A 20,697-nucleotide genomic window follows, 5' to 3' on the forward strand; every position below is an offset into this window, starting at 1 on the left:
ACGGAAGCAGGCAAGGGGAAGAGCCCATGGACGACAGCAATCAGGAGAGCGCAGCGAGCACCGCCGGCAGCACTCCCAAAAGCGCCGCCGGCAAGCCCGCGCTCATCAAGCGCGATCCGTTCGGGCTGCTGGTGCTGATCCTCGGCGCGGGCGCAGGGTTATGGGGGCTGTTCTCGGCGGTCGGCACTGGTTGGGGATTCTGGGATTATGTCTCGGGTCTGACCGGGGTGAAATACGCCTTCTTCCTCGCGATTTTCACGCTGGTGATCGCCATCGCCGTGTTCTTCTGGCGCCGCCGCAAGGGTATGCGCAACCGGATGCCCCGGCTCATCATCGGCGCGCTCTCGGCGGCGATCTTTGCGGGCTACATCGGCTACTGGCTGATGGTGGGCAGTTCGCTCCCCGCGATCCACGACATCTCGACCGATCTGGCCGATCCGCCGCAGTTCACCGCGCTGAAGGTTCGCGCCGACAATTGGGATGCGATTCCGGGTGCGGACGATAGCGACATGACGGGGCTCTCGCCGCGCCAGCGCTGGGCGCTGCTCCACCAGAAGGGCTATGCCGACATCCGCTCGGTGAGGGTCAATGTGCCGGTTGCCGATGTGATCGCGGCGGCCGACCGGCTGGCGGAGGACCGCGGCTGGGATATCGTGGCGGCCGATCAGGCGCGCGGCAGGCTGGAGGCGACCGCCACCGTGTCCGCCTTCCGCTTCAAGGACGATATCGTGCTGCGCGTGCGTCCGGCCGCGGGCGGGCAGGGCTCGATCATCGACATGCGCTCGGTCAGCCGCGTCGGGCAGAGCGATCTGGGTGTGAATGCCGAGCGTGTGCGCAGCTTCCTGTCGGATCTGTCGGGCACGACGACCGCCACGACCCGCTGAGCGAGCCTTGCCGCGGACGATCAAACGCCTCGTCCGCAGCGGCATCCTTCTCGCCATCATCGCCGGGCTGGCACTGACCGGCTATGTGGTCGTGCGCGATCGGCCGCAGGATGTGCCTTGGACCGAGCTCGATCTGAGCCAGCCGATCGGCGCGTTCACGGGCCGCAAGCTGGCCGCGCTGAACGGGGATTTCCCGCAATGCCGCGCGCTGCTCGACCGCGCCGGGGTGGATTACAGCGTCAGACCGCCACGCGGGGAGGGGCAATGCGTCGAGGAGAATGGGCTGATCCCGAAGCCCGGCGGCGCGACCGCGATCCGCTACAACCCCGCTTCGGTTGCGCCGAGCTGCCCCGTGGTGACCGGGCTGGCGCTGTGGGAATGGCAGGTGGTGCAGCCCGCCGCGCGCCAATATCTGGGTTCCGGCGTCAAGAGCATCGGCCATTTCGGCGCCTATAGCTGCCGCCGCATGTACGGCGCGTCCGAGGGGCAGTGGAGCGAGCACGCGACCGGCAATGCCATCGACATCGCCGGCTTCACGCTGGAAAACGGGCGAACGGTGAGTGTGCTGGCGGACTGGAACGAGGGCAGCGCCGACGAGCAGGCGTTTCTGCGCGCGGTGCGAGACGGGGCCTGCGACCTATTCGCGACGGTGCTATCGCCCGATTACAACGCCGCCCATGCCAATCATTTTCACCTCGACCAAGCCGATCGCGGCGAGATGGGCTGGCGCGCTTGCCGCTGAGACGCGCGCATTTCCCATGCTTGTCAGGTCGCGGCAGCCGCGTTATTGGGGCGCTGATGCGGGCGTGATGTAGTGGTAGCCTGTCAGCTTCCCATGCTGATCGTGCGGGTTCGATTCCCGCCGCCCGCTCCACAAAACCTTGATCGATATATACCTAGCTGACCTGCCAGCGGCAGCTTTGTCCGCTGACGCAGACACCGGTGCGCGCGTCGAAGCGATAGCCGTGCCAGGGGCAGGTGACGATCCCGGCGTCATCGGGCTCGGCGGTGAGTGGCAGACCCCAATGCGGGCAGCGCAGCGGAATGTCGGTCTCGCTGCCGTCGGCCATGGTCACCGTCTTCCGCTCGCGCAAGCCTTGCGCGCCTGCCGCCAAGGCTTCGGCCCGCGCGATCATCATCGCCTCGTCCTCGTCATAGAGCCTGGCGTAGAGCGCGCGGTAATAGTCCGCCATCGCCGCGCGCTTGTCCTCGGGCACGTCCGCCATGCGGAATTCCACCGCGACGTGGCATCGGTCCGGCCCGCGTGTGCTGGCCAGCGAAACGATCTCGCTGGCGACCTCGCCCGCCACGCGGGTGCGGGTGACCCAGCTCGCTTCCTCGCGGTCGAGCCGCAGATCGAGCGCCACCTTCATCCCGCCCGCGAGCCGCGCGTCCGCGGTCCAGCCGGTTTCGTCCGCGTCGATCACCTCGATCGCTTCGAAGCTGCTGTCGTGCAGATGGGGCAAATGCTCCCAGTCGAGCGCATTCTCGAACAGACGCTCGATGCCTGCGCCCAGTTCGCGCCGGTAATAGCCGATCGTCTCCAGTTCGCGCATGGGTGCGTCGGCTCAGGACGCGGCGGCCGGGGCGGGGGTCAGCTTCAGCAGTCGGCCGCGCGAGCCGTCGCTACCATCTTCCAGCAGCCACAGCGCGCCTTGCGGGCCCTGCTCGACCTCGCGAATGCGCGCGCCCATGTCCCACTGATCGCCCTTGGTCGCCGTCTGGTCGCTGACTTTCAGGCGGATCAGCGCCTTGCCGGATAGTCCGCCGAGGAACAGCGAATCCTTCCATTGGGGGAACAGGCTGCCGGTATAATAGACCAGGCTGGCAGGCGAGATGGACGGGTTCCAGAAGACTTTCGGCGGTTGATAGCCATCACCCGGCTTGTGATCGGGGATATCGGTGTCGTCATAGTCGCTGCCGTTGGAGGCGTTGGGCCAGCCGTAATTCTCGCCGCGCTTGATCAGGTTGACCTCGTCACCGCCCTTGGGACCCATCTCATTTTCCCACAGATTGCCATTGGGGGCAAAGGCGAGGCCGAGGATATTGCGGTGACCGTAGGACCAGACCTGCGCGCCGGAGCCGCCCTTGCCGGCGAAGGGATTGTCGGCGGGCACGCTGCCGTCCGGTTTCAGCCGCAGGACCGAGCCGAGATTGTTCGACAGATCCTGTGCCGGGGCGCCCTTCTGCCGCTCGCCCGAAGAGAGGAACATATATTGGCCGTCGAGCGAGAAGGCGATGCGGTGCGAGAAATGGCCGCGCCCGGTGACCTTGGGGTCCTGCCGCCAGATGATGCTCAGCCCGTCGATCGAACAGGCCATGGGCTGGCTGCAATTGAGCGCACCGCGCCCGACCACGGCGCCGCGCGTATCCCCCTGTCCGGCTTCGATCCAGCTCAGGTAAACCATCTTGTCACGGGCGAAATCGGGGCCGAGCACGACATCGCCAAGGCCGCCCTGACCACCAAAATCGACCTTCGGCGCGCCGCCGACATCGGCGATCTTCCCGCTTTGCGGGTCGACGATCTTGAGCATGCCCTTCTTCTCGGTCACCAGCAGCTTGCCATCGGGCAGAAACGTCATAGCCCAGGGCTCGTTGAAATCGGCCACGGCGGTTTCCTGAAACGGTTTTCCGGTGTTCAGCGCACCGGGTTCCTGAGCGCTCGTATCACTGGCGACGGCCTTGTCGGTCGAACCGTTGCACGCGGCCAGGATGAAGGGCAGGGCGGCGATGGCAAGCATGGCTTTCATGGGATGTCCTCGAGTCGTTTGGCACCGGCGTGGCGGTAGATGGGGTGAAGGGCTAACGCGGTGCGCGCTTTGGCGGTTGCATCGCGCGTCATCGCCATCTATATCCTCACTCGTTCCCGACATTGCGAAGACGATTGCGGGGCCGCCTCCGAAAGGGCGCGGCGGCGACCGGCTTTGCCTGTTCGGGGAACCTGATATTCAAGGAGCCCAATGCCCGATCTCGAAGTCCTGACCGCTCTTATCGCACCCGAGGCCGAGGCGCTCGGATTCGATCTGGTGCGCGTGGCCTGGCTCGGCGGGGATGAGCGCATCCTGCAGATCATGGCCGAGCGGCCCGACACCCGCCAGCTCGGGATCGACGATTGCGCGAAGCTTTCGCGCCGCATATCGCGGAAATTCGATGCGCTGGAAGAGGCGGGCAAGGACCCGATCGACGGCGCCTACCGGCTCGAGGTCAGCTCGCCCGGCATCGATCGGCCGTTGACGCGCCTGAAAGACTTTTCCGATTGGGAGGGGCACGAAGCGCGGGTTAATCTTACCGTCGGCGTCGATGGCCGTAAGCAGCTGCGCGGCGATCTGATCGGGGTCGAGGACGGGATGATCGCGATTCAGGATCGCAAGTCCGGCAAGCTGATGTTCGATCCGGAGCATCTGCATTCGGCCAAGCTGATGCTGACCGACCGCCTGATCGCCGCCACCGCGCCGATCGATGCCGGCGGCGCGGACGAAATCGAAGAGATCGAAGACGACGGCGAGAGCGAGGACTGAACCGAACGCTAGGCGCTCCTGCGAAAGCAGGAGCCCAGGGTGCGGTAGAACTAGATAACCCTGGGCTCCTGCTTTCGCAGAAGCGCATGCGGTGGTAAAACGTAGAAGAGAGACGAGAGAGACAATCATGCCCAGCCCGATTTCCGCCAACAAGGCAGAACTGCTCGCGATCGCCAATGCGGTGGCGCAGGAGAAGATGATCGACAAGGCGATCGTCGTCGAAGCGCTCGAGGAAGCGATCCAGCGCGCCGCGCGCTCGCGCTACGGCGCCGAGAACGACATTCGTGCCAAGCTCGACATGCAGACCGGCGATTTGCAACTGTGGCGCGTGGTCGAGGTGGTCGAAGAGGTCGAGGATCATTTCAAAGAGGTCGACCTGAAGCAGGGTCAGAAGCTGCAGAAAGACGCGGGCGTCGGCGATTTCATCGTCGATCCGCTGCCCCCGGTCGATCTCGGCCGCATCGACGCCCAGTCGGCCAAGCAGGTGATCTTCCAGAAGGTTCGCGACGCCGAGCGCGAGCGCCAGTTCGAGGAATTCAAGGACCGCGCGGGCGAGATCATCACCGGCGTCATCAAGTCGGTCGAGTTCGGTCATATCGTGGTCGATCTGGGCCGCGCCGAGGGCGTCATCCGCCGCGACCAGCAGATCCCGCGCGAAATGGTGCGCACCGGCGACCGCATCCGCTCGCTGATCCTGAAGGTCCAGCGCGAAAATCGCGGGCCCCAGATCCTGCTCAGCCGCGCGCATCCCGATTTCATGAAAAAGCTGTTCGCGCAGGAAGTGCCCGAAATCTATGACGGCATCATCGAGATCAAGGCGGCCGCCCGCGATCCGGGCAGCCGCGCGAAAATCGGCGTGATCAGCTACGACGGCTCGATCGATCCGGTCGGCGCCTGCGTCGGCATGAAGGGCAGCCGCGTGCAGGCCGTCGTGCAGGAAATGCAGGGCGAGAAGATCGATATCATTCCCTGGAGCGAGGACACCGCCACGTTCGTGGTCAACGCGCTGCAGCCGGCCACGGTCAGCCGCGTCGTAATCGACGAGGAAGAGACCCGCATCGAGGTGGTGGTGCCCGACGATCAGCTCAGCCTCGCTATCGGACGGCGCGGGCAGAATGTGCGGCTCGCCAGCCAGCTCACCGGCCATGGCATCGACATCATGACCGAGGAGGAAAGCTCCGAGAAGCGGCAGAAGGAATTTGCCGAGCGCACCGAACTGTTCCAGGAAGAGCTCGACGTCGACGAGACGCTGTCGCAGCTGCTGGTGGCCGAGGGCTTTAGCGAGCTGGAAGAGGTCGCCTATGTCGCGCTGGAGGAAATCTCCGGCATCGAGGGTTTCGACGACGAACTGGCCGAGGAGCTGCAGAGCCGCGCGATGGAAGCGCTGGAACGGCGCGAGGAAGCCGCGCGCACCGAACGCCGCGAACTCGGTGTGGAAGATGCCCTGTCCGAGCTGCCGATCCTGACCGAGGGCATGCTGGTGACGCTGGGCAAGGCGGGCATCAAGACGCTCGACGATCTGGCCGATCTCGCCACCGACGAGCTGATCTTCAAGCCGCGCCAGGAACCGCGCCGCTCGAACAGCGACCGCCGCCGTGTCGAGGTGAAGCCCGGCGTACTGGCCTCGTACAGCCTGTCCGAAGAGCAGGGCAACGAGATCATCATGGCCGCGCGCGCGCACTGGTTCGAGGACGAGGATGAGGGTGCCGCCGACGCCGCGTCCGCAGAAGAAGGGGAGGCCGCCGATGCGGAAGCTTCCCAATGACACGCGCCGCTTAGGTAGCGCTGCTTATTTCCCCCTCCCCTTCAGGGGGGGGGATCGAGGGGTGGGGGCGGCTCGCTGTGGCGAGACGTTCGGCTCGAAGAGCCGATCGGGGGCATCGAGCCCCCGACCGTCTGATCCCACCCCCGGCCCCTCCCACAAGCGGGAGGGGAGTTTATGAGCGATCCCATTCGCCGCTGCATCCTGTCGGGTGAGCGCGCGCCGCAGCATTTGCTGATCCGGCTCGCGGTCTCGCCCGATGGCGAGCTGGCACCCGATGTGGGCGCCAGGGCACCCGGACGCGGCGCGTGGCTCGGCGTCTCGCGCGGGGAACTGGAAGACGCCATCGCCAAAGGCCGGATGAAGGGCGCGCTCGCGCGGGCTTTCAAGACAGGGGGCAAGACCGGCGGCGTCACCGTGCCGGACAATCTGCCCGAATGGATCGAGGCGCAGCTGAGGCAGGCAACGCTCGACCGGCTGGGGCTGGAGGCGCGTGCGTCGAACCTGCTCACCGGATCGGAAAAAATTGCCGAGCGGGCGCGGTCTGGCCGGGTATCGCTGCTGCTGCACGCCTGCGATTCCCGGCCCGATGGCCGCCGCAAGCTCGATCAGGCGCTGCGCGTCGGGACCGGGCGCGAAGGCTCCGGCGAGACCGGACTCGTCTTGCCGGTGGACCGCGATGCCCTATCTATGGCATTGGGACGCGATAATGCGGTCCACGCCGCGATTCTGGGGGAGGAAGCAGCGGCACGCGTGCTGCGCCATCTCGCCCGCTGGTTAAATTACACCGGATGCCGTAACGGTGCCGCCCCCGCGTACAGGGACGGTCAAGCTGCGACACATGAAGAAGACTTTAGGAAGACTGCTGTTCGATGAGTGATGATACACAAGACAAGCCGACACTGACCCGCAAGCCGCTGACCCTGAAACGGTCGGTCGACGCAGGCCAGGTCGAGCAGCGCTTCAGCCATGGCCGCACCCATAAGGTCGAGGTCGAGGTCAAGCGCAAGAAGCTGGTCGGCAAGCCCGGTCAGGCTGCCGCGGCTGACAAGGCCAAGGAAGAGGCGCTCGCGCCGCCGCCACCCGCCCCCGCGCCGCGCTCAGCGCCCGCTGCGAAGTCACCGCCGCCGGCCCAAGCGCCGCGCAAGCCGCCGATCGACAATCTGACCCGGCAGGAAGTGCAGGCAAAATTGCTGCGCGAGGCGGAAGAGGCCCGCCTCAATCAGGCCGAGGACAGCCGCCGCCGCGAGGAAGAGGCCAAGACCAAGGCGCTTGATGACGAGCGTCGCCGCGCCGAGGAAAATCGTGCCGCCGAGGACAAGATTGCCGAGGCTCCCGCCGAAACCGTTGTGCCCGCGCAGTCGGCCGAGACTTCGGCCGAGAATAGCTCGCAGCCCGCCGCCGATGCGCAGCCCGAGGCCGTGCAGCCCAGCGCCGATGCCCCGCCGCCGCGCCGGTTCACCCCGGTCGAGCGCCCCGAGCGCGCGGCCAAGCCGGAAAAGGACAAAAAGCCCGCCCGCGCCAAGGTCGGGCAAGAAGATCGACGCCGTTCGGGTAAGCTGTCGGTCAAGACCGCGCTCAACGAAGACGATGGCGCCCGCGCCCGCTCGCTCGCCGCGCTGAAGCGTGCGCGCGACAAGGAAAAGCGTGCCCAGATGACGGGCCGCAAGCGCGAGGCGCAGCCCAAGCAGAGCCGCGAAGTGGTGGTGCCCGACGCGATCACCGTGCAGGAACTCGCCAACCGCATGGCCGAAAAGGGCGCGGACCTGGTCAAGGCGCTGTTCAACATGGATCTGGTGGTCACGGTCAACCAGACCATCGACCATGACACCGCCGAGCTGCTGGTCGAGGAATTCGGCCACAAGATCAAACGCGTGTCCGAAGCCGATATCGAGATCGATACCGCCACCGACGTCGATCCGGAAGATACGCAGAAGCCGCGTTCGGCCGTCGTCACGGTCATGGGCCATGTCGATCACGGCAAGACCAGCCTGCTCGACGCCATCCGCGGCACCAGCGTCACCTCTGGCGAAGCGGGCGGTATCACGCAGCACATCGGCGCCTATCAGGTGAAGACCAAGAATGGCGATCTGATCACCTTCCTGGATACGCCTGGGCATGAGGCGTTCACCGAAATGCGCGCGCGCGGCGCCAACGTCACCGATATCGTGATCCTGGTGGTCGCGGCGGACGACGGGCTGATGCCGCAGACGATCGAGGCGATCAACCACGCCAAGTCGGCCGACGTGCCGATGATCGTGGCGATCAACAAGATCGACAAGGAAGGCGCCAATGCCCAGAAGGTGCGCGAGCGTCTGCTGGAACATGAGGTCATCGTCGAGGATATGGGCGGCGACGTGCAGGACGTGGAAGTGTCCGCACTCAAGAAGACCGGTTTGGACGATCTGCTCGAAAAGCTGTCGCTGCAGGCCGAATTGATGGAGCTGAAGGCGCGGCCGGACCGCGATGCCGAGGGTATCGTGATCGAGGCCAAGCTGGACAAGGGCCGCGGCGCGGTCGCCACCGTGCTCGTCAATCGCGGAACATTGAAGCGCGGCGACATCTTCGTGGTCGGCGGCGAGAGCGGCAAGGTCCGCGCGCTGATCGACGACAAGGGCAAGCAGGTGAAGGAAGCCGGGCCATCGGTGCCGGTCGAGGTCCTCGGCCTGTCCGGCGTGCCGAACGCGGGCGACATGCTCACCGTGGTCGAGAACGAGCAGCGTGCCCGTGAAGTGGCGGCCTATCGGTCTGAGCAGGCGCGCAAGCAGCGCACCACGCAGGCGCCGACGTCGCTGGAGAACATGTTCTCGGCGATGGGCACCGAAGCGGCGATCGAATATCCGGTGGTGATCAAGGCCGATGTGCAGGGCACCGCCCAGGCGATCGTCCAGGCTTTGAACAAGATTTCGACCGACGACATCAAGGTGCGTGTGTTGCACCAGGGCGTCGGCGGCATCACCGAGAGCGACGTGACGCTGGCGGCCGCCTCGGGCGCGCCGATCATCGGCTTCCACGTCCGGCCCAACGCCAAGGCCCGCCAGATCGCCGAGCGCGAAAAGGTGCGGTTCAAATATTTCGACGTGATCTACGATCTGACCGACGATATCCGCAAGGAAATGGCCGGTGAGCTGGGGCCGGAGATCATCGAGACGGTCGTCGGCCGGGCCGAGGTGAAAGAGGTGTTTCCCGCAGGCAAGCGCGACAAGGCGGCGGGTCTGCTCGTCACCGACGGGTTCCTGCGCAAGGGCCTGCGCTCGCGCCTCAACCGCGACGATGTCATCGTATCGAAGACGGTCATCGCCTCGCTGCGGCGCTTCAAGGACGATGTCGCCGAGGTCCGCGCGGGCCTCGAATGCGGCGTGGTTCTGGAAGACACCAACGACATCAAGGCGGGCGACATGCTCGAGGTGTTCGAGGTCGAGGAACGCGAACGGACGCTGTAACTGCAAAACCTTCTCCCGCCTGGGCGGGAGAAGGATACGCAGCCTTGCCGGTTCACCGGCTAGGCGAAGTTGGATGAGGGTGGGCGGTGCCTTGGCACCGTCGACAGGATGACACTGCGGGGGCAGCCGTCACCGCTGCGCCCCGGATCAAGTCCGGGGCTCGCTCCTCTCCCGCAAGCGGAAGAGGGTTGGAGCATCGAGATGGCCAAATATAACGACACCAGCCCCGAAGGCCGCTCGATCCGCACTTTGCGGGTCGGCGAGCAAATGCGCCACATTCTAAGCGAACTGCTGGTGCGCGGCGAGGTGCACGACCCGCGGTTGGCGGGCGAGACCATCTCGGTCACCGAAGTGCGCATGTCGCCGGACCTGCGCCATGCCACCGTGTTCTTCAAGCCGCTGCTCGGCCAGAATCAGGTTGAGATCGGCGCGGCGCTGAAGGACAATGCCGGCTATCTGAAGGGCGAAGTCGCCAAGCGCGTGCGGATGAAATATGCCGCCGAGCTCAAATTCCTCATCGACGAAAGCTTTGAAGAGGGCGACCATATCGACAGGCTGCTGCGCGACCCCAAGGTGGCGCAGGATCTTGGCGAAGGCGACTGATCGTCTAGGCGCAGTGGCGAAGCTTTATTTCTATTATGCCAGCATGAACGCGGGCAAATCCTCCACGTTGTTGCAGACCGCGTTCAATTATGGCGAGCGCGGAATGAACGTGATGCTATGGACCGCGGCGATCGACGATCGGTTGGGCTTCGGCGCAATCAGTTCGCGGATCGGCTTGTCGAGCGATGCGCACCGATTCCATGCCGCCACCGATATGTTTGAAGCGGTGATGCGCCAGCATGCGGATACGCCCCTCGCCTGCCTGTTGATCGACGAGGCACAGTTCCTCTCGCGCGAGCAGGTGTTTCAATGCGCGCGGCTCGCCGACGAGCGCGATATCCCGGTACTGTGCTATGGTCTGCGGACCGATTTTCAGGCCGCGCTCTTCCCCGGCGCTGCGGCGCTGCTCGGCATCGCCGACGCGCTCATAGAGCTGAAAGCCGTGTGCGAATGCGGACGCAAGGCGACGATGAACCTGCGTGTGGATGCGCGTGGGCAAGCGGTGCGCGAGGGTGCTCAGACCGAGATCGGCGGCGAGGAGCGCTATGTCGCGCTGTGCCGGCGGCATTTCATGGAACGGCTGCGATCAGATTGAACCTGGCCATCAAGACCGTTCGTCCTGAGCCTGTCGAAGGATCGTTCTTCTCTTGCTGGAACCTAGCGAAAAACAGGACAGCCCTTCGACAAGCTCAGGGCGAACGGTTTAGGTGAGGATCATGACCGATTCCAACCTATTTCCGGTTGGCTGATCCTCGACAAACCCCTGGGCCTCGGCTCCACGCAGGCGGTGGGGGCGGTGAAGCGGGCATTGCGCTCGGGCGGCTATGCCAAGACCAAGGTCGGCCATGGCGGCACGCTCGATCCGCTGGCGACCGGCGTGCTGCCGATCGCGCTGGGCGAGGCGACCAAGCTGGCCGGGCGGATGCTCGATGCCAGCAAGGTGTATGAATTCACCATCGGCTTTGGCGTGGAGACCGCTACGCTGGACGGCGAAGGGGCGGTAGCCGAGCGCAGCGATGCGCGGCCGACGCTGGCGGCGATTGAAGCGGTGCTGCCGCGCTTCACCGGCCCGATCGAGCAGATTCCGCCCAAATATTCCGCGCTGAAGATCGACGGGCGCCGCGCTTACGATCTGGCGCGGGCCGGGGAGCCGGTGGAGATGACGACGCGCGGGGTGACGGTGCATGGGCTGTTTACAAAATCCTCTCCGCGCGCAGCGGGGGGAGGGGGACCGCTTGGCGACAGCCAAGTGGTGGAGGGGCCGCCGCGCAGCGGCGGTTGCACCGCCGCCCCCTCCACCACCGACTTCGTCGGCGGTCCCCCTCCCCGTGCCGGGGAGGATCTTCAGGAGATCACCCTCCAGGCCCACGTTTCCAAGGGCACCTATATCCGCAGCCTGGCCCGCGACATCGCGCGCGCCCTTGATTGTTTCGGCCACGTCACCATGTTGAGGAGGCTGCGAGCGGGCCCGTTCGCGCTCGATTCCGCGATTTCGCTGGACAGGCTGGCCGAACTCGGTCATGGGGCCGCGCTTGAGGAAGCACTTTTGCCGATCGAGGCAGGGCTGGACGACATCCCGGCTCTTCCCCTCACCCCCGGGGAGGCAATCGCGGTCCGCCAGGGCCGTCTTCTATCCGGGATCGCCGCAGACGACGGTTTGAAGCTGGCGCGGGACGAGGAGAATATCCCCGTCGCGCTGGTCGAAATTACCGGCGGAGACCTCCGCATCGTCCGCGGTTTCAATCTATGATGTTCGAAGAAAGAAGAATTTTATGTCGATCACTGCCGAACGCAAGCAGGAAGTCATCAACGATCACGCCCGCGAAAAGGGCGATACCGGTTCGCCGGAGGTGCAGGTCGCGATCCTTACCGACCGCATCAACAACCTGACCGATCACTTCAAGAACAACCACAAGGACAATCACTCGCGCCGCGGCCTGCTGGCCATGGTCAACAAGCGCCGCAGCTTGCTGGATTATCTCCGCAAGAAAGACGAGCAGCGTTATGCCGACCTGATCAAGAAGCTCGGCCTGCGTAAGTGACGCAATCGTTCGGCCCGCCATTGGCGGGCCGTTTACGTATTGCGTCATCCCGGCGAAAGCCGGGATCCATCACCGAACCTCACCCGATGGACCCCGGCTTTCGCCGGGGATCGGGTAAGGCGAACAATAACGGGCTCCCCGCAATGAGGCGGGTGGCCATAAAGGGTGCCAATGGGCCCCGATCCGATCCGCACCGGACCCGTGCGGAAATAGAGGTCCCTTCGCGCAATCTGGCCGAAAGGTTCATAAGGAAAATACATGTTCGATACGAAAAAAGTAGAACTGGAATGGGGCGGCAAGACCCTCGTTCTGGAAACCGGCCGCATTGCCCGTCAGGCTGATGGTGCCGTGCTGGCAACTTACGGCGATACCGTGGTGCTGTGCGCCGTGACCGCCGCAAAGAGCGTGCGCGAGGGGCAGGACTTCTTCCCGCTCACCGTCCACTATCAGGAAAAATTCTCGGCCGCCGGACGCATTCCGGGCGGCTTCTTCAAGCGCGAAGGCCGCGCCACCGAAAAGGAGACGCTCACCAGCCGTCTCATCGATCGTCCGGTGCGCCCGCTGTTCCCCGAAGGTTTCTACAACGAAATCAACGTGATCTGTCAGGTGCTGAGCTTTGACGGTGAGACCGAGCCCGATATCCTGGCGATGATCGCGGCCTCGGCTGCGCTGACCATCTCCGGTCTGCCTTTCATGGGACCCATTGGCGGCGCGCGCGTCGGCTATCAGGACGGCGAATATATTCTCAATCCCAGCCTTTCCACGATCAAGGAAGACGGCGAACTCGACCTCGTCATCGCCGCCACCGGCGACGCCGTGATGATGGTGGAGTCCGAGGCCAAGGAACTGGACGAGGACGTCATGCTCGGCGCGGTCATGTTCGCGCATCAGCACATCAAGCCGGTGATCAACGCGATCATCGATCTGGCCGAAAAGGCCGCCAAGGAGCCGTGGGAAGTCAAGAGCGCGGACGGTAACGACGCGGTCAAGGAAGAGCTGCGCGGCATCGTCGGCAAGGACATCGCCGCCGCCTACAAGCTGACCGACAAGTCCGAGCGTTCGAACGCGCTCAACCAGGCGCGCGACAAGGCCAAGGCGCATTATGCCGACGCCGACGGCCAGCAGCAGATGACCGCGAACAAAATGGTCAAGAAGCTGGAAGCCGAGATCGTGCGCGGTGCCATCCTAAAGGACGGCAGCCGTATCGATGGCCGCAAGACCACCGAGATCCGCCCGATCGAGGCGATGGTGCACTTCCTGCCCCGCGCCCATGGTTCGGCGCTGTTCACGCGCGGCGAGACGCAGGCGATCTGCACCACCACGCTGGGCACCAAGGACGCCGAGCAGATGATCGACGGTCTGGAAGGGCTCAGCTACGAGCGCTTCATGCTGCACTATAACTTCCCGCCCTATTCGGTCGGCGAAGTGGGCCGCTTCGGCTTCACCAGCCGCCGCGAGACCGGCCATGGCAAGCTGGCATGGCGCGCGCTGCGTCCCGTGCTGCCCGACATGGACGAATTTCCGTACACCATCCGCGTGCTCAGCGACATTACCGAGAGCAATGGTTCGTCCTCGATGGCGACCGTTTGCGGCGGTTCGCTGGCGATGATGGACGCGGGCGTGCCGCTGAAGCGTCCGGTGTCGGGCATCGCCATGGGTCTCATTCTCGAGGGCAAGGACTTCACCGTGCTGTCCGACATTCTGGGTGACGAGGATCATCTGGGCGACATGGACTTCAAGGTGGCCGGCACCGAGCAGGGCATCACCTCGCTGCAGATGGACATCAAGGTCGCCGGGATCACCGAGGAGATCATGAAGACCGCTTTGCGCCAAGCCAAGGACGGCCGTGCGCACATCCTGGGCAAGATGAACGAAGCGCTCGGCGGCACCCGCCAGGAACTGTCGGACTTCGCGCCGCGGATCGAGACGATGCAGATCGACAAGACCAAGATCCGTGACATCATCGGCACGGGCGGCAAGGTCATCCGCGAGATCGTCGCGGAAACCGGCGCCAAGGTGGATATCGACGATGACGGCGTGATCAAGATCTCGTCTTCCGACGTCAGCCAGATCGAAGCCGCGAAGAAGTGGATCGAAGGCATTGTGGAAGAGGCCGAAGTCGGCAAGGTCTACAGCGGCAAGGTCGTCAACCTGGTCGATTTCGGGGCGTTCGTGAACTTCATGGGCGGCAAGGACGGTTTGGTTCACGTGTCCGAGATCAAGAATGAGCGCGTCGAAAAGGTCTCCGACGTTCTGTCCGAAGGGCAGGAGGTCAAGGTCAAGGTGCTCGAGATCGACCAGCGCGGCAAGGTCCGCCTGTCGATGCGCGTCGTCGATCAGGAAACCGGCGAGGAGCTGGAGGACAGCCGTCCGCCACGTGAGAGTCGGGGCGATCGCGGTGACCGCAAGCCGCGGGGCGACCGTGACGGCGGTGGACGCGGCGATGGCGGTGGCCGGGGCCGTGGCGGTCGTGGGCGCGGTCCGCGCGGCGGTGGCCGCGATGGCGGAAGTGACGACGGTGCCAAGGGCGAGAACGCCCCCTTGCCCGATTTCATCACGAACGACTGATAAGTCGTTATCGCGCCGGACAAATGGGTGGCGCCGGTCGATCCGGCGCCACCCTTTGCTTATCGGGCGCTGACGGCTCGACGGGAAGCTGGCTGCGTGCGTGCCGTCTCGCCGAGTTCGTAGAAGCGCGAGACGACGTCCTGGGCCAGTTTTTCGAGATGGCTTTTCTGCATTTCACTGGCGGGGCCGCGCGTTCGGTCGTCGATCACGCATAAGGTGCCGACGCGGCGTCCGTTTTCCAGCCGGAGGGGGGCGCCGCAATAATAACGAATGTTCGGATCGCCCAGGACGAGCGGATTGTCCGCAAACAGTTGATGTTTCAGCGGATCGATGACTTCGTAGACCATCTCCCCCCGGATCGCGTGGGTGCAGAAGGAGCAGCCGCGCGCGGTCTCGCGGACGTCGAGCCCATGGCGGGCGCGAAACCACTGGCGGTTGCGATCGACCAGCGAAACGAGCGCGATCGGCGCGTTGAAGAAGCCGGCGGCTTCGGTGACGATCGCCTGCAGTTCGGAGTCCTCCCCGGTATCGAGCTGGTTCAGCGCGTATAGCGCCTCGAGGCGGGCTTGTTCGGAGAGGGGGGTCGGTTCGCTGGAAGAAGGGTGCATCACGCCTATCCTGATCGTTTCAAACATCGCGCCACTGGTTCGGCTTCCACGTCATCGGATAGGAAGGAGATGAAAAGAAATGCACGCCAGACATGGTTAACCGCTATTAACCCAAGCATGTGGGAGCGATCATGCCGCGGCGTGCCTTCATCCGCGATACAGCCAGACGCGCTTACGGCTTGGCGTGGAGAGTTACGCAGGCTAGGGATCGCGCCATGACACGCATTTATATTCGCAGCGGCGCGCTGGCGCTTGCGCCCGTCCTGCTCGCGGGATGCTCCACCTTGGGTATCGGCGGCGGCAACAAGGGCGAGGATACGGCCTATGTCGCGCGCGACGTCGGCACGCTCTACAACGCCGCCAAGGATCGCCTCGATAAGGGCCAGTACAAGCTCGCCGCGGCCCTGTTCGACGAGGTCGAGCGGCAGCACCCCTATTCGCCCTGGGCCCGCCGCGCGCAGCTGATGAGCGCGTTCAGCTATTATAGCGAGGGCGATTATCCCAAGGCGATCGCATCGTCGCAGCGTTTCCTGTCGATCCATCCAGGCAACAAGGACGCGCCCTACGCCTATTATCTGATCGGGGTCAGCTATTACGAGCAGATCGCCGATGTGCGGCGCGACCAGAGCACGACCGAGCAGGCGCTCGCCGCGCTGGGCGAGGTACAGCGCCGCTATCCCGAAACGCGCTATGCCGCCGATGCCGCGCTCAAGATCGATTTGGTCAACGACCATCTGGCCGGCAAGGAAATGGAGATCGGCCGCTTCTATCAGCGCCGCAACCAGTGGCTCGCCGCCACGCTGCGCTTCCGCGAAGTAGTCGACAAATATCAGACGACGACGCACGCGCCCGAGGCTTTGTACCGGCTGGTCGAATCCTATCTCTCGCTCGGCATCCCCGTGGAAGCCAAGAAAGCCGCCGCCGTGCTCGGCGCCAATTATCCCGGCAGCAAATGGTATGAACGCGCCTATGAGCTGATGCAGGACAAGGCCCCGACGCAGGTTTCATGACAGCGAACAGCTCTCATATCGTCATTCCAGCGAAAGCTGGAATCTCCAGCGCACCGGCAAAGCCTGCACGCCCGAGACCCCAGCTTTCGCTCGGGTCCCAGCAAAGTACTACTTTGCTGGGTTCCCTTTCGCTGGGGTGACGACCTGAGGGGGTCGTCATGCTCACCGCGCTTTCCATCCGCGACGTCGTGCTGATCGAAGCGCTCGACCTCGAGTTCGAGGGTGGGCTCAGCGTGCTGACCGGCGCGACCGGCGCGGGCAAGTCGATCCTGCTCGATTCGCTCGGCCTCGCTCTGGGCGCGCGCGCCGATAGCGGGCTGGTGCGACAGGGGACAGAGCGCGCAAAGGTTACCGCCAGCTTCGCCGCGCCCGCACCCGGATCGAAGCTCGCTGCGCTGCTCGTAGACAACGAGATCGAATATGAGCCCGGCGAGCCGTTGGTCATTCGCCGTACGGTGAAAGCCGATGGCGGCAGCCGCGCGTATCTCGCCGATCAGCCGGTGAGCGCGGCGCTGCTGCGCGAGGTCGGGCGCCATCTCGTCGAAATCCACGGCCAGCATGACGATCGTGGCCTCCTCAACCCACGCGGCCACCGCGCCTTGCTGGACGCTTTTGGTCGCTGCGACCCCGCGCCCGTGGCCGCCGCGCACAAGGCTTGGATCACGGCCCGCGAGCAGCTGCAAACCGCGCGCGCCGAACGCGACGAGGCCGAGCGCGACCGCGAATGGCTGGACCATGCGGTGGGCGAACTCGAAGCGCTCTCGCCCGAGCCCGGCGAGGAGCAGACGCTCGCCGAGGAACGCGCATCGATGCAGGCGGGCGAGCGGATCGCCGAGGATCTCGACGCGATCCGCGCGGTGTTCGAAGGCTCCGACGGCGGCCTGGCGCAATTGCGCGGTGCCGCGCGGCGGCTGGACCGCGTGTCGGAGGGACACAAGCTGCTGGGGGAGGCGCTCGCAGCGCTCGACCGCGCATTGCTCGAGGCCGGCGAGGCCGAGGACAAGCTGGGCGCCGCCGCCGAGGCGCTGGCGTTCGAACCCGCGCGGCTCGATTCGGTCGAGACGCGATTGTTCGAACTCCGCGCGGTGGCGCGCAAGCATCAGGTCGAGCCCGATGCGCTGGCCGATCTGCTGGATCGGCTGGCGGCCAGGCTCGATGCGCTGGAGGGCGGCGCCGCGAGCATCGCTGCGCTCGAACGCGCCGAAAAGGCGGCGGCGGGGGCCTATGCAACGGCCGCGCAGGCGCTGACCGATGCGCGCGCGCAGGCGGGTGCCCGGCTCGACGCCGCGGTGGCGGGCGAGCTCGCACCGCTGAAGCTCGACGCCGCGCGCTTCCGCACGGCGCTGGAGGATATGCCGCCCGAACAATGGGGGCCGCGCGGCAAGGACCGCATCGAATTTCTCATATCGACCAATCCGGGCGCTCCGTTTGCGCCGCTCGCCAAGATCGCCAGCGGCGGCGAACTCTCGCGCTTCATCCTCGCGCTCAAGGTGGCGCTGGCCGAAGAGGGCGGGGCGGCCACGATCATCTTCGACGAGATCGATCGCGGCGTCGGGGGCGCCGTCGCCAGCGCGATCGGCGAGCGACTGGCGCGGCTAGCGTCCAGCCGACAGCTCCTCGCCGTTACCCACAGCCCGCAAGTCGCTGCCACCGGCACGCATCATTTTGTCATCGCCAAGTCGAATGACGGTACGGTGACGAGGACCGGCGTGCATCAGCTCGACGCGAGCGAACGGCGGCAGGAAATCGCGAGGATGCTGTCCGGTGCGGAGGTGACCGACGAGGCGAGGGCACAGGCGGACCGTTTGCTGGAGGGGGTGTAAACCCTCCAGTTGCGATCGCCATTTCTCGCTGTCCTACAGCACGCCGCATCGGCTATCCTGCGTGCCATGCGATCGCCTGCCTCTTCCCCATCCGCCACTTTACATAATATCCTCGCGCGGGGGGCAACAGGGGGGGGACGTATACGGCCCATTGTGAACTTCCGCGCAATATCCTTTCACGGGCGCCGCGAATCAAGCGAGCAGTCCGCGTGAGCGATTTGCCTGAAACCGAGGCCGAGGCCGCCAATGAATTGATGAAGCTTGCCAAGACGATCGCGAATCACAACCGGCTCTATCATGCCGAGGACGCGCCCGAGATATCGGACGCGGACTATGACGCGCTGATCAAGCGCAACAATGCACTGGAGGCGGCATTCCCGCACCTGGTGCGCGCGGACAGCCCGAACGCGGCGGTCGGCGCGGCGGTGGCGGGTTCGCCGCTGGCCAAGGTGCGGCACGAGCAGCGGCTCTACTCGCTCGACAATGGCTTTTCCGATGAGGACATCGCCGAATTCCTGGCGCGCGTCCGGCGCTTCCTGAGCCTGGCCGAGGACGAACCGCTCTGCCTGACCGCCGAGGACAAGATCGACGGGCTGTCGCTCTCGCTGCGCTACGAGCAGGGCCGGCTGGTGCGCGCCGCCACGCGCGGCGACGGGCAGGTGGGCGAGGATGTGACGCCCAATGCGCGGACGATTGCGGATATCCCGCAATTTCTCCCCTCCCCTTCAGGGGAGGGGCCGGGGGTGGGGACTATCAATCAAACGCGACATTCGAGGCAAGCCCCCACCCCTAACCCCTCCCCTGAAGGGGAGGGGGACAAGCAGGTCCCCGATCTGTTCGAGGTGCGCGGCGAGGTTTATATGGCGAAGGCCGATTTCGCCGCGCTCAATGCTGCGCAGCAAAAGGCGGATGAAAAGATCTTCGCCAATCCGCGCAACGCCGCCGCCGGGTCGCTGCGGCAGAAGGATGCATCGGTGACCGAGGCGCGGCCCCTGCGCTTCCTTGCCCATGGCTGGGGCGAAGCTTCGAGGGTGCCGGGCGAGACGCAGACGCAGGTGATGCGCGCGATCGCAAGCTGGGGTTTCCCGGTGTCCGAGCATCTGAAGCGCTTCGATACGCTGGACGCGCTGCTCGCGCATTACCGCGCGATCGAGGCGCAGCGCGCCGACATGCCTTACGATATCGACGGCGTGGTCTACAAGGTCGACCGGCTGGACTGGCAGGCGCGGTTGGGCTTCGTCGCCAAGGCGCCGCGCTGGGCGATCGCGCACAAGTTCCCCGCCGAACGGGCGGAGACGACGCTGGAGGCGATCGACATCCAGGTCGGGCGCACCGGCAAGCTGACCCCGGTCGGGCGGCTGACCCCGGTGACGGTGGGCGGCGTGGTGGTTTCGAACGTCACGTTGCACAACCGCGACGAGATCGCGCGGCTGGGCGTGCGGCCGGGCGACCGCGTCCGCATCCAGCGCGCCGGCGATGTGATCCCGCAGGTGGTCGAAAACCTCACGCGCGACGCAAAGCGCCCCGCATTCCATTTTCCCGAGACCTGTCCCGAATGCGGGTCCGAGGCGGTGGCCGAGGAGGGCGAGGTCGATGTGCGCTGCACCGGCGGGCTGATCTGCCCCGCGCAGCGCTTTCAGCGGCTCGCCCATTTCGTCTCGCGCGGCGCGCTGGATATCGACGGGCTGGGCGAGAAGAGCATCGCGGAATTCCTGGAAGCCGGGCTGATCCACGGGCCTGCCGATATTTTCCGGTTACGCCAGCACCGTGCCGACATCCTGGAGCGCGAGGGCTGGCAGGACAAGTCGGTCGACAATCTGCTGGCGGCGATCGAGGCGAAGCGCCGGCCCGATGCCGCGCGGCTGCTGTTCGGGCTTGGCATCCGCCATGTCGGAAGCGTGACCGCGCGCGATCTGATGAAGGGGCTGGGCAAGCTCGAAAGACTGCCCGGCAAGGCGGCGGAATTTTACAAATACCGCGAAGAGCATCCCAGATCGCAAGACGAAAGCGATGGCAAATATATCGGCCGGATGGACGAGGCGATCAAGGCGATCCTCGAAGTGCGGACCGACGGGATCGGCCCCGCAGTCGGTCTAGCGCTCGCCGATTTCTTCCACGAGAAGCACAACCGCGAAGCGTGGGACGACCTGATGTCCGAGGTGGATCCCGAACCCTATGTTACCGAAACGCTGGCCAGCGAGGTCGCCGGCAAGACGGTGGTGTTCACCGGCAAGCTGGAGACGATGAGCCGCGACGAGGCCAAGGCGCAGGCCGAACGGCTGGGCGCCAAGGCGAGCGGCTCGATCAGCGCCAAGACCGATCTGCTGGTGGCCGGGCCGGGCGCGGGATCGAAGCTCAAAAAGGCGACGGAACTGGGGGTCGAGGTGATCGACGAGGCCGGCTGGGCGGCGATCGTGGCGAAGGCGGGGTAGGGGG

The 20,697-nt window shown here is 65.4% G+C and carries 17 protein-coding genes and 1 tRNA gene; 15 read left to right on the forward strand and 3 right to left on the reverse strand.

The features are described from left to right. Positions 1 to 26 precede the first annotated feature (26 nt). The 3 genes from ACOQPC_RS06050 to ACOQPC_RS06060 all read left to right on the forward strand — a co-directional run bounded on the left by ACOQPC_RS06050 (position 27) and on the right by ACOQPC_RS06060 (position 1,758). Positions 27 to 884, forward strand: a complete 858-nt coding sequence (locus tag ACOQPC_RS06050; RefSeq protein ID WP_420607741.1) for a DUF1499 domain-containing protein — start codon at positions 27 to 29, stop codon at positions 882 to 884. Positions 885 to 891: 7 nt separating this feature from the next. Further along, positions 892 to 1,626: an extensin family protein gene (locus ACOQPC_RS06055; protein WP_420607742.1), complete on the forward strand. Its 735-nt coding sequence runs from the start codon at positions 892 to 894 to the stop codon at positions 1,624 to 1,626. A gap of 58 nt (positions 1,627 to 1,684) precedes the next feature. Further along, a tRNA-Gly gene (locus tag ACOQPC_RS06060) sits at positions 1,685 to 1,758 on the forward strand. A 22-nt stretch (positions 1,759 to 1,780) separates the two neighbouring features. On the opposite strand, the gene ACOQPC_RS06065 is transcribed toward ACOQPC_RS06060, so the two are convergent. Both ACOQPC_RS06065 and ACOQPC_RS06070 read right to left on the reverse strand, forming a co-directional pair. Beyond that, positions 1,781 to 2,440 carry a Rieske (2Fe-2S) protein gene (locus ACOQPC_RS06065; RefSeq protein WP_420607743.1) on the reverse strand — a complete coding sequence of 220 codons (660 nt, stop codon included), beginning with the start codon at positions 2,438 to 2,440 and terminating at the stop codon, positions 1,781 to 1,783. Between the two features lie 12 nt (positions 2,441 to 2,452). Beyond that, positions 2,453 to 3,634, reverse strand: coding sequence for a PQQ-dependent sugar dehydrogenase (locus ACOQPC_RS06070; protein ID WP_420607744.1), 1,182 nt, complete (start codon positions 3,632 to 3,634; stop codon positions 2,453 to 2,455). 210 nt (positions 3,635 to 3,844) lie between these two features. On the opposite strand from ACOQPC_RS06070, the gene rimP reads away from it, so the two are divergent. The 9 genes from rimP (at position 3,845) to pnp (ending at position 14,820) form a co-directional block, all read left to right on the forward strand. Further along, positions 3,845 to 4,402 (forward strand): ribosome maturation protein RimP, encoded by a 558-nt coding sequence (gene rimP, locus ACOQPC_RS06075; protein WP_420607745.1) that lies wholly within the window; start codon positions 3,845 to 3,847, stop codon positions 4,400 to 4,402. Positions 4,403 to 4,529: 127 nt separating this feature from the next. Continuing rightward, positions 4,530 to 6,167 carry a transcription termination factor NusA gene (gene nusA / locus ACOQPC_RS06080; protein ID WP_420607746.1) on the forward strand — a complete coding sequence of 546 codons (1,638 nt, stop codon included), beginning with the start codon at positions 4,530 to 4,532 and terminating at the stop codon, positions 6,165 to 6,167. 174 nt (positions 6,168 to 6,341) lie between these two features. Further along, positions 6,342 to 7,040 carry a DUF448 domain-containing protein gene (locus ACOQPC_RS06085; protein ID WP_420607747.1) on the forward strand — a complete coding sequence of 233 codons (699 nt, stop codon included), beginning with the start codon at positions 6,342 to 6,344 and terminating at the stop codon, positions 7,038 to 7,040. After that, entirely contained in the window at positions 7,037 to 9,607 is a 2,571-nt protein-coding gene (gene infB, locus ACOQPC_RS06090) for a translation initiation factor IF-2 (RefSeq protein WP_420607748.1), read from the forward strand. Before ACOQPC_RS06085 ends, infB begins: the two co-directional genes overlap by 4 nt. A 201-nt stretch (positions 9,608 to 9,808) precedes the next feature. Next, on the forward strand, positions 9,809 to 10,210 hold the full coding sequence (rbfA, locus tag ACOQPC_RS06095; RefSeq protein WP_420607749.1) for a 30S ribosome-binding factor RbfA: 402 nt from the start codon (positions 9,809 to 9,811) through the stop codon (positions 10,208 to 10,210). A 13-nt stretch (positions 10,211 to 10,223) separates the two neighbouring features. Next, on the forward strand, positions 10,224 to 10,805 hold the full coding sequence (locus tag ACOQPC_RS06100) for a thymidine kinase (RefSeq protein WP_420608082.1): 582 nt from the start codon (positions 10,224 to 10,226) through the stop codon (positions 10,803 to 10,805). A gap of 138 nt (positions 10,806 to 10,943) precedes the next feature. After that, complete coding sequence (truB, locus tag ACOQPC_RS06105; RefSeq protein WP_420608083.1) at positions 10,944 to 11,960, forward strand: tRNA pseudouridine(55) synthase TruB; 1,017 nt, start codon at positions 10,944 to 10,946, stop codon at positions 11,958 to 11,960. A 22-nt stretch (positions 11,961 to 11,982) separates the two neighbouring features. Next, positions 11,983 to 12,252: a 30S ribosomal protein S15 gene (rpsO, locus tag ACOQPC_RS06110; RefSeq protein ID WP_420607750.1), complete on the forward strand. Its 270-nt coding sequence runs from the start codon at positions 11,983 to 11,985 to the stop codon at positions 12,250 to 12,252. Positions 12,253 to 12,510: 258 nt separating this feature from the next. After that, complete coding sequence (pnp, locus tag ACOQPC_RS06115) at positions 12,511 to 14,820, forward strand: polyribonucleotide nucleotidyltransferase (protein WP_420607751.1); 2,310 nt, start codon at positions 12,511 to 12,513, stop codon at positions 14,818 to 14,820. 59 nt (positions 14,821 to 14,879) lie between these two features. Here pnp and ACOQPC_RS06120 read toward each other — a convergent pair whose 3' ends face one another. Continuing rightward, positions 14,880 to 15,455 carry a GAF domain-containing protein gene (locus ACOQPC_RS06120; RefSeq protein WP_420607752.1) on the reverse strand — a complete coding sequence of 192 codons (576 nt, stop codon included), beginning with the start codon at positions 15,453 to 15,455 and terminating at the stop codon, positions 14,880 to 14,882. A 188-nt stretch (positions 15,456 to 15,643) separates the two neighbouring features. Between ACOQPC_RS06120 and ACOQPC_RS06125 the strand changes: the two genes are divergently transcribed. The 3 genes from ACOQPC_RS06125 to ligA all read left to right on the forward strand — a co-directional run bounded on the left by ACOQPC_RS06125 (position 15,644) and on the right by ligA (position 20,693). Next, positions 15,644 to 16,438 (forward strand): outer membrane protein assembly factor BamD, encoded by a 795-nt coding sequence (locus ACOQPC_RS06125; RefSeq protein ID WP_420607753.1) that lies wholly within the window; start codon positions 15,644 to 15,646, stop codon positions 16,436 to 16,438. 158 nt (positions 16,439 to 16,596) lie between these two features. Then, positions 16,597 to 18,261, forward strand: a complete 1,665-nt coding sequence (gene recN / locus ACOQPC_RS06130; RefSeq protein ID WP_420607754.1) for a DNA repair protein RecN — start codon at positions 16,597 to 16,599, stop codon at positions 18,259 to 18,261. 254 nt (positions 18,262 to 18,515) lie between these two features. Beyond that, complete coding sequence (gene ligA / locus ACOQPC_RS06135; RefSeq protein WP_420608084.1) at positions 18,516 to 20,693, forward strand: NAD-dependent DNA ligase LigA; 2,178 nt, start codon at positions 18,516 to 18,518, stop codon at positions 20,691 to 20,693. The last annotated feature ends 4 nt before the right edge of the window (positions 20,694 to 20,697 follow it).

It is taken from the genome of Novosphingopyxis sp. (assembly GCF_965218915.1).
In the GTDB taxonomy this organism is placed as follows: domain Bacteria; phylum Pseudomonadota; class Alphaproteobacteria; order Sphingomonadales; family Sphingomonadaceae; genus Novosphingopyxis.

Excerpts from the sequence above, each read along its gene's own strand:
- ACOQPC_RS06050 (WP_420607741.1), top strand. The coding sequence starts at position 27 with ATGGACGACAGCAATCAGGAGAGCGCAGCGAGCACCGCCGGCAGCACT.
- ACOQPC_RS06065 (WP_420607743.1), bottom strand. The coding sequence starts at position 2,440 with ATGCGCGAACTGGAGACGATCGGCTATTACCGGCGCGAACTGGGCGCA.
- ACOQPC_RS06070 (WP_420607744.1), bottom strand. The coding sequence starts at position 3,634 with ATGAAAGCCATGCTTGCCATCGCCGCCCTGCCCTTCATCCTGGCCGCG.
- rimP (WP_420607745.1), top strand. The coding sequence starts at position 3,845 with ATGCCCGATCTCGAAGTCCTGACCGCTCTTATCGCACCCGAGGCCGAG.
- nusA (WP_420607746.1), top strand. The coding sequence starts at position 4,530 with ATGCCCAGCCCGATTTCCGCCAACAAGGCAGAACTGCTCGCGATCGCC.
- ACOQPC_RS06085 (WP_420607747.1), top strand. The coding sequence starts at position 6,342 with ATGAGCGATCCCATTCGCCGCTGCATCCTGTCGGGTGAGCGCGCGCCG.
- infB (WP_420607748.1), top strand. The coding sequence starts at position 7,037 with ATGAGTGATGATACACAAGACAAGCCGACACTGACCCGCAAGCCGCTG.
- rbfA (WP_420607749.1), top strand. The coding sequence starts at position 9,809 with ATGGCCAAATATAACGACACCAGCCCCGAAGGCCGCTCGATCCGCACT.
- rpsO (WP_420607750.1), top strand. The coding sequence starts at position 11,983 with ATGTCGATCACTGCCGAACGCAAGCAGGAAGTCATCAACGATCACGCC.
- pnp (WP_420607751.1), top strand. The coding sequence starts at position 12,511 with ATGTTCGATACGAAAAAAGTAGAACTGGAATGGGGCGGCAAGACCCTC.
- ACOQPC_RS06120 (WP_420607752.1), bottom strand. The coding sequence starts at position 15,455 with ATGTTTGAAACGATCAGGATAGGCGTGATGCACCCTTCTTCCAGCGAA.
- ACOQPC_RS06125 (WP_420607753.1), top strand. The coding sequence starts at position 15,644 with ATGACACGCATTTATATTCGCAGCGGCGCGCTGGCGCTTGCGCCCGTC.
- recN (WP_420607754.1), top strand. The coding sequence starts at position 16,597 with ATGCTCACCGCGCTTTCCATCCGCGACGTCGTGCTGATCGAAGCGCTC.
- ligA (WP_420608084.1), top strand. The coding sequence starts at position 18,516 with ATGAAGCTTGCCAAGACGATCGCGAATCACAACCGGCTCTATCATGCC.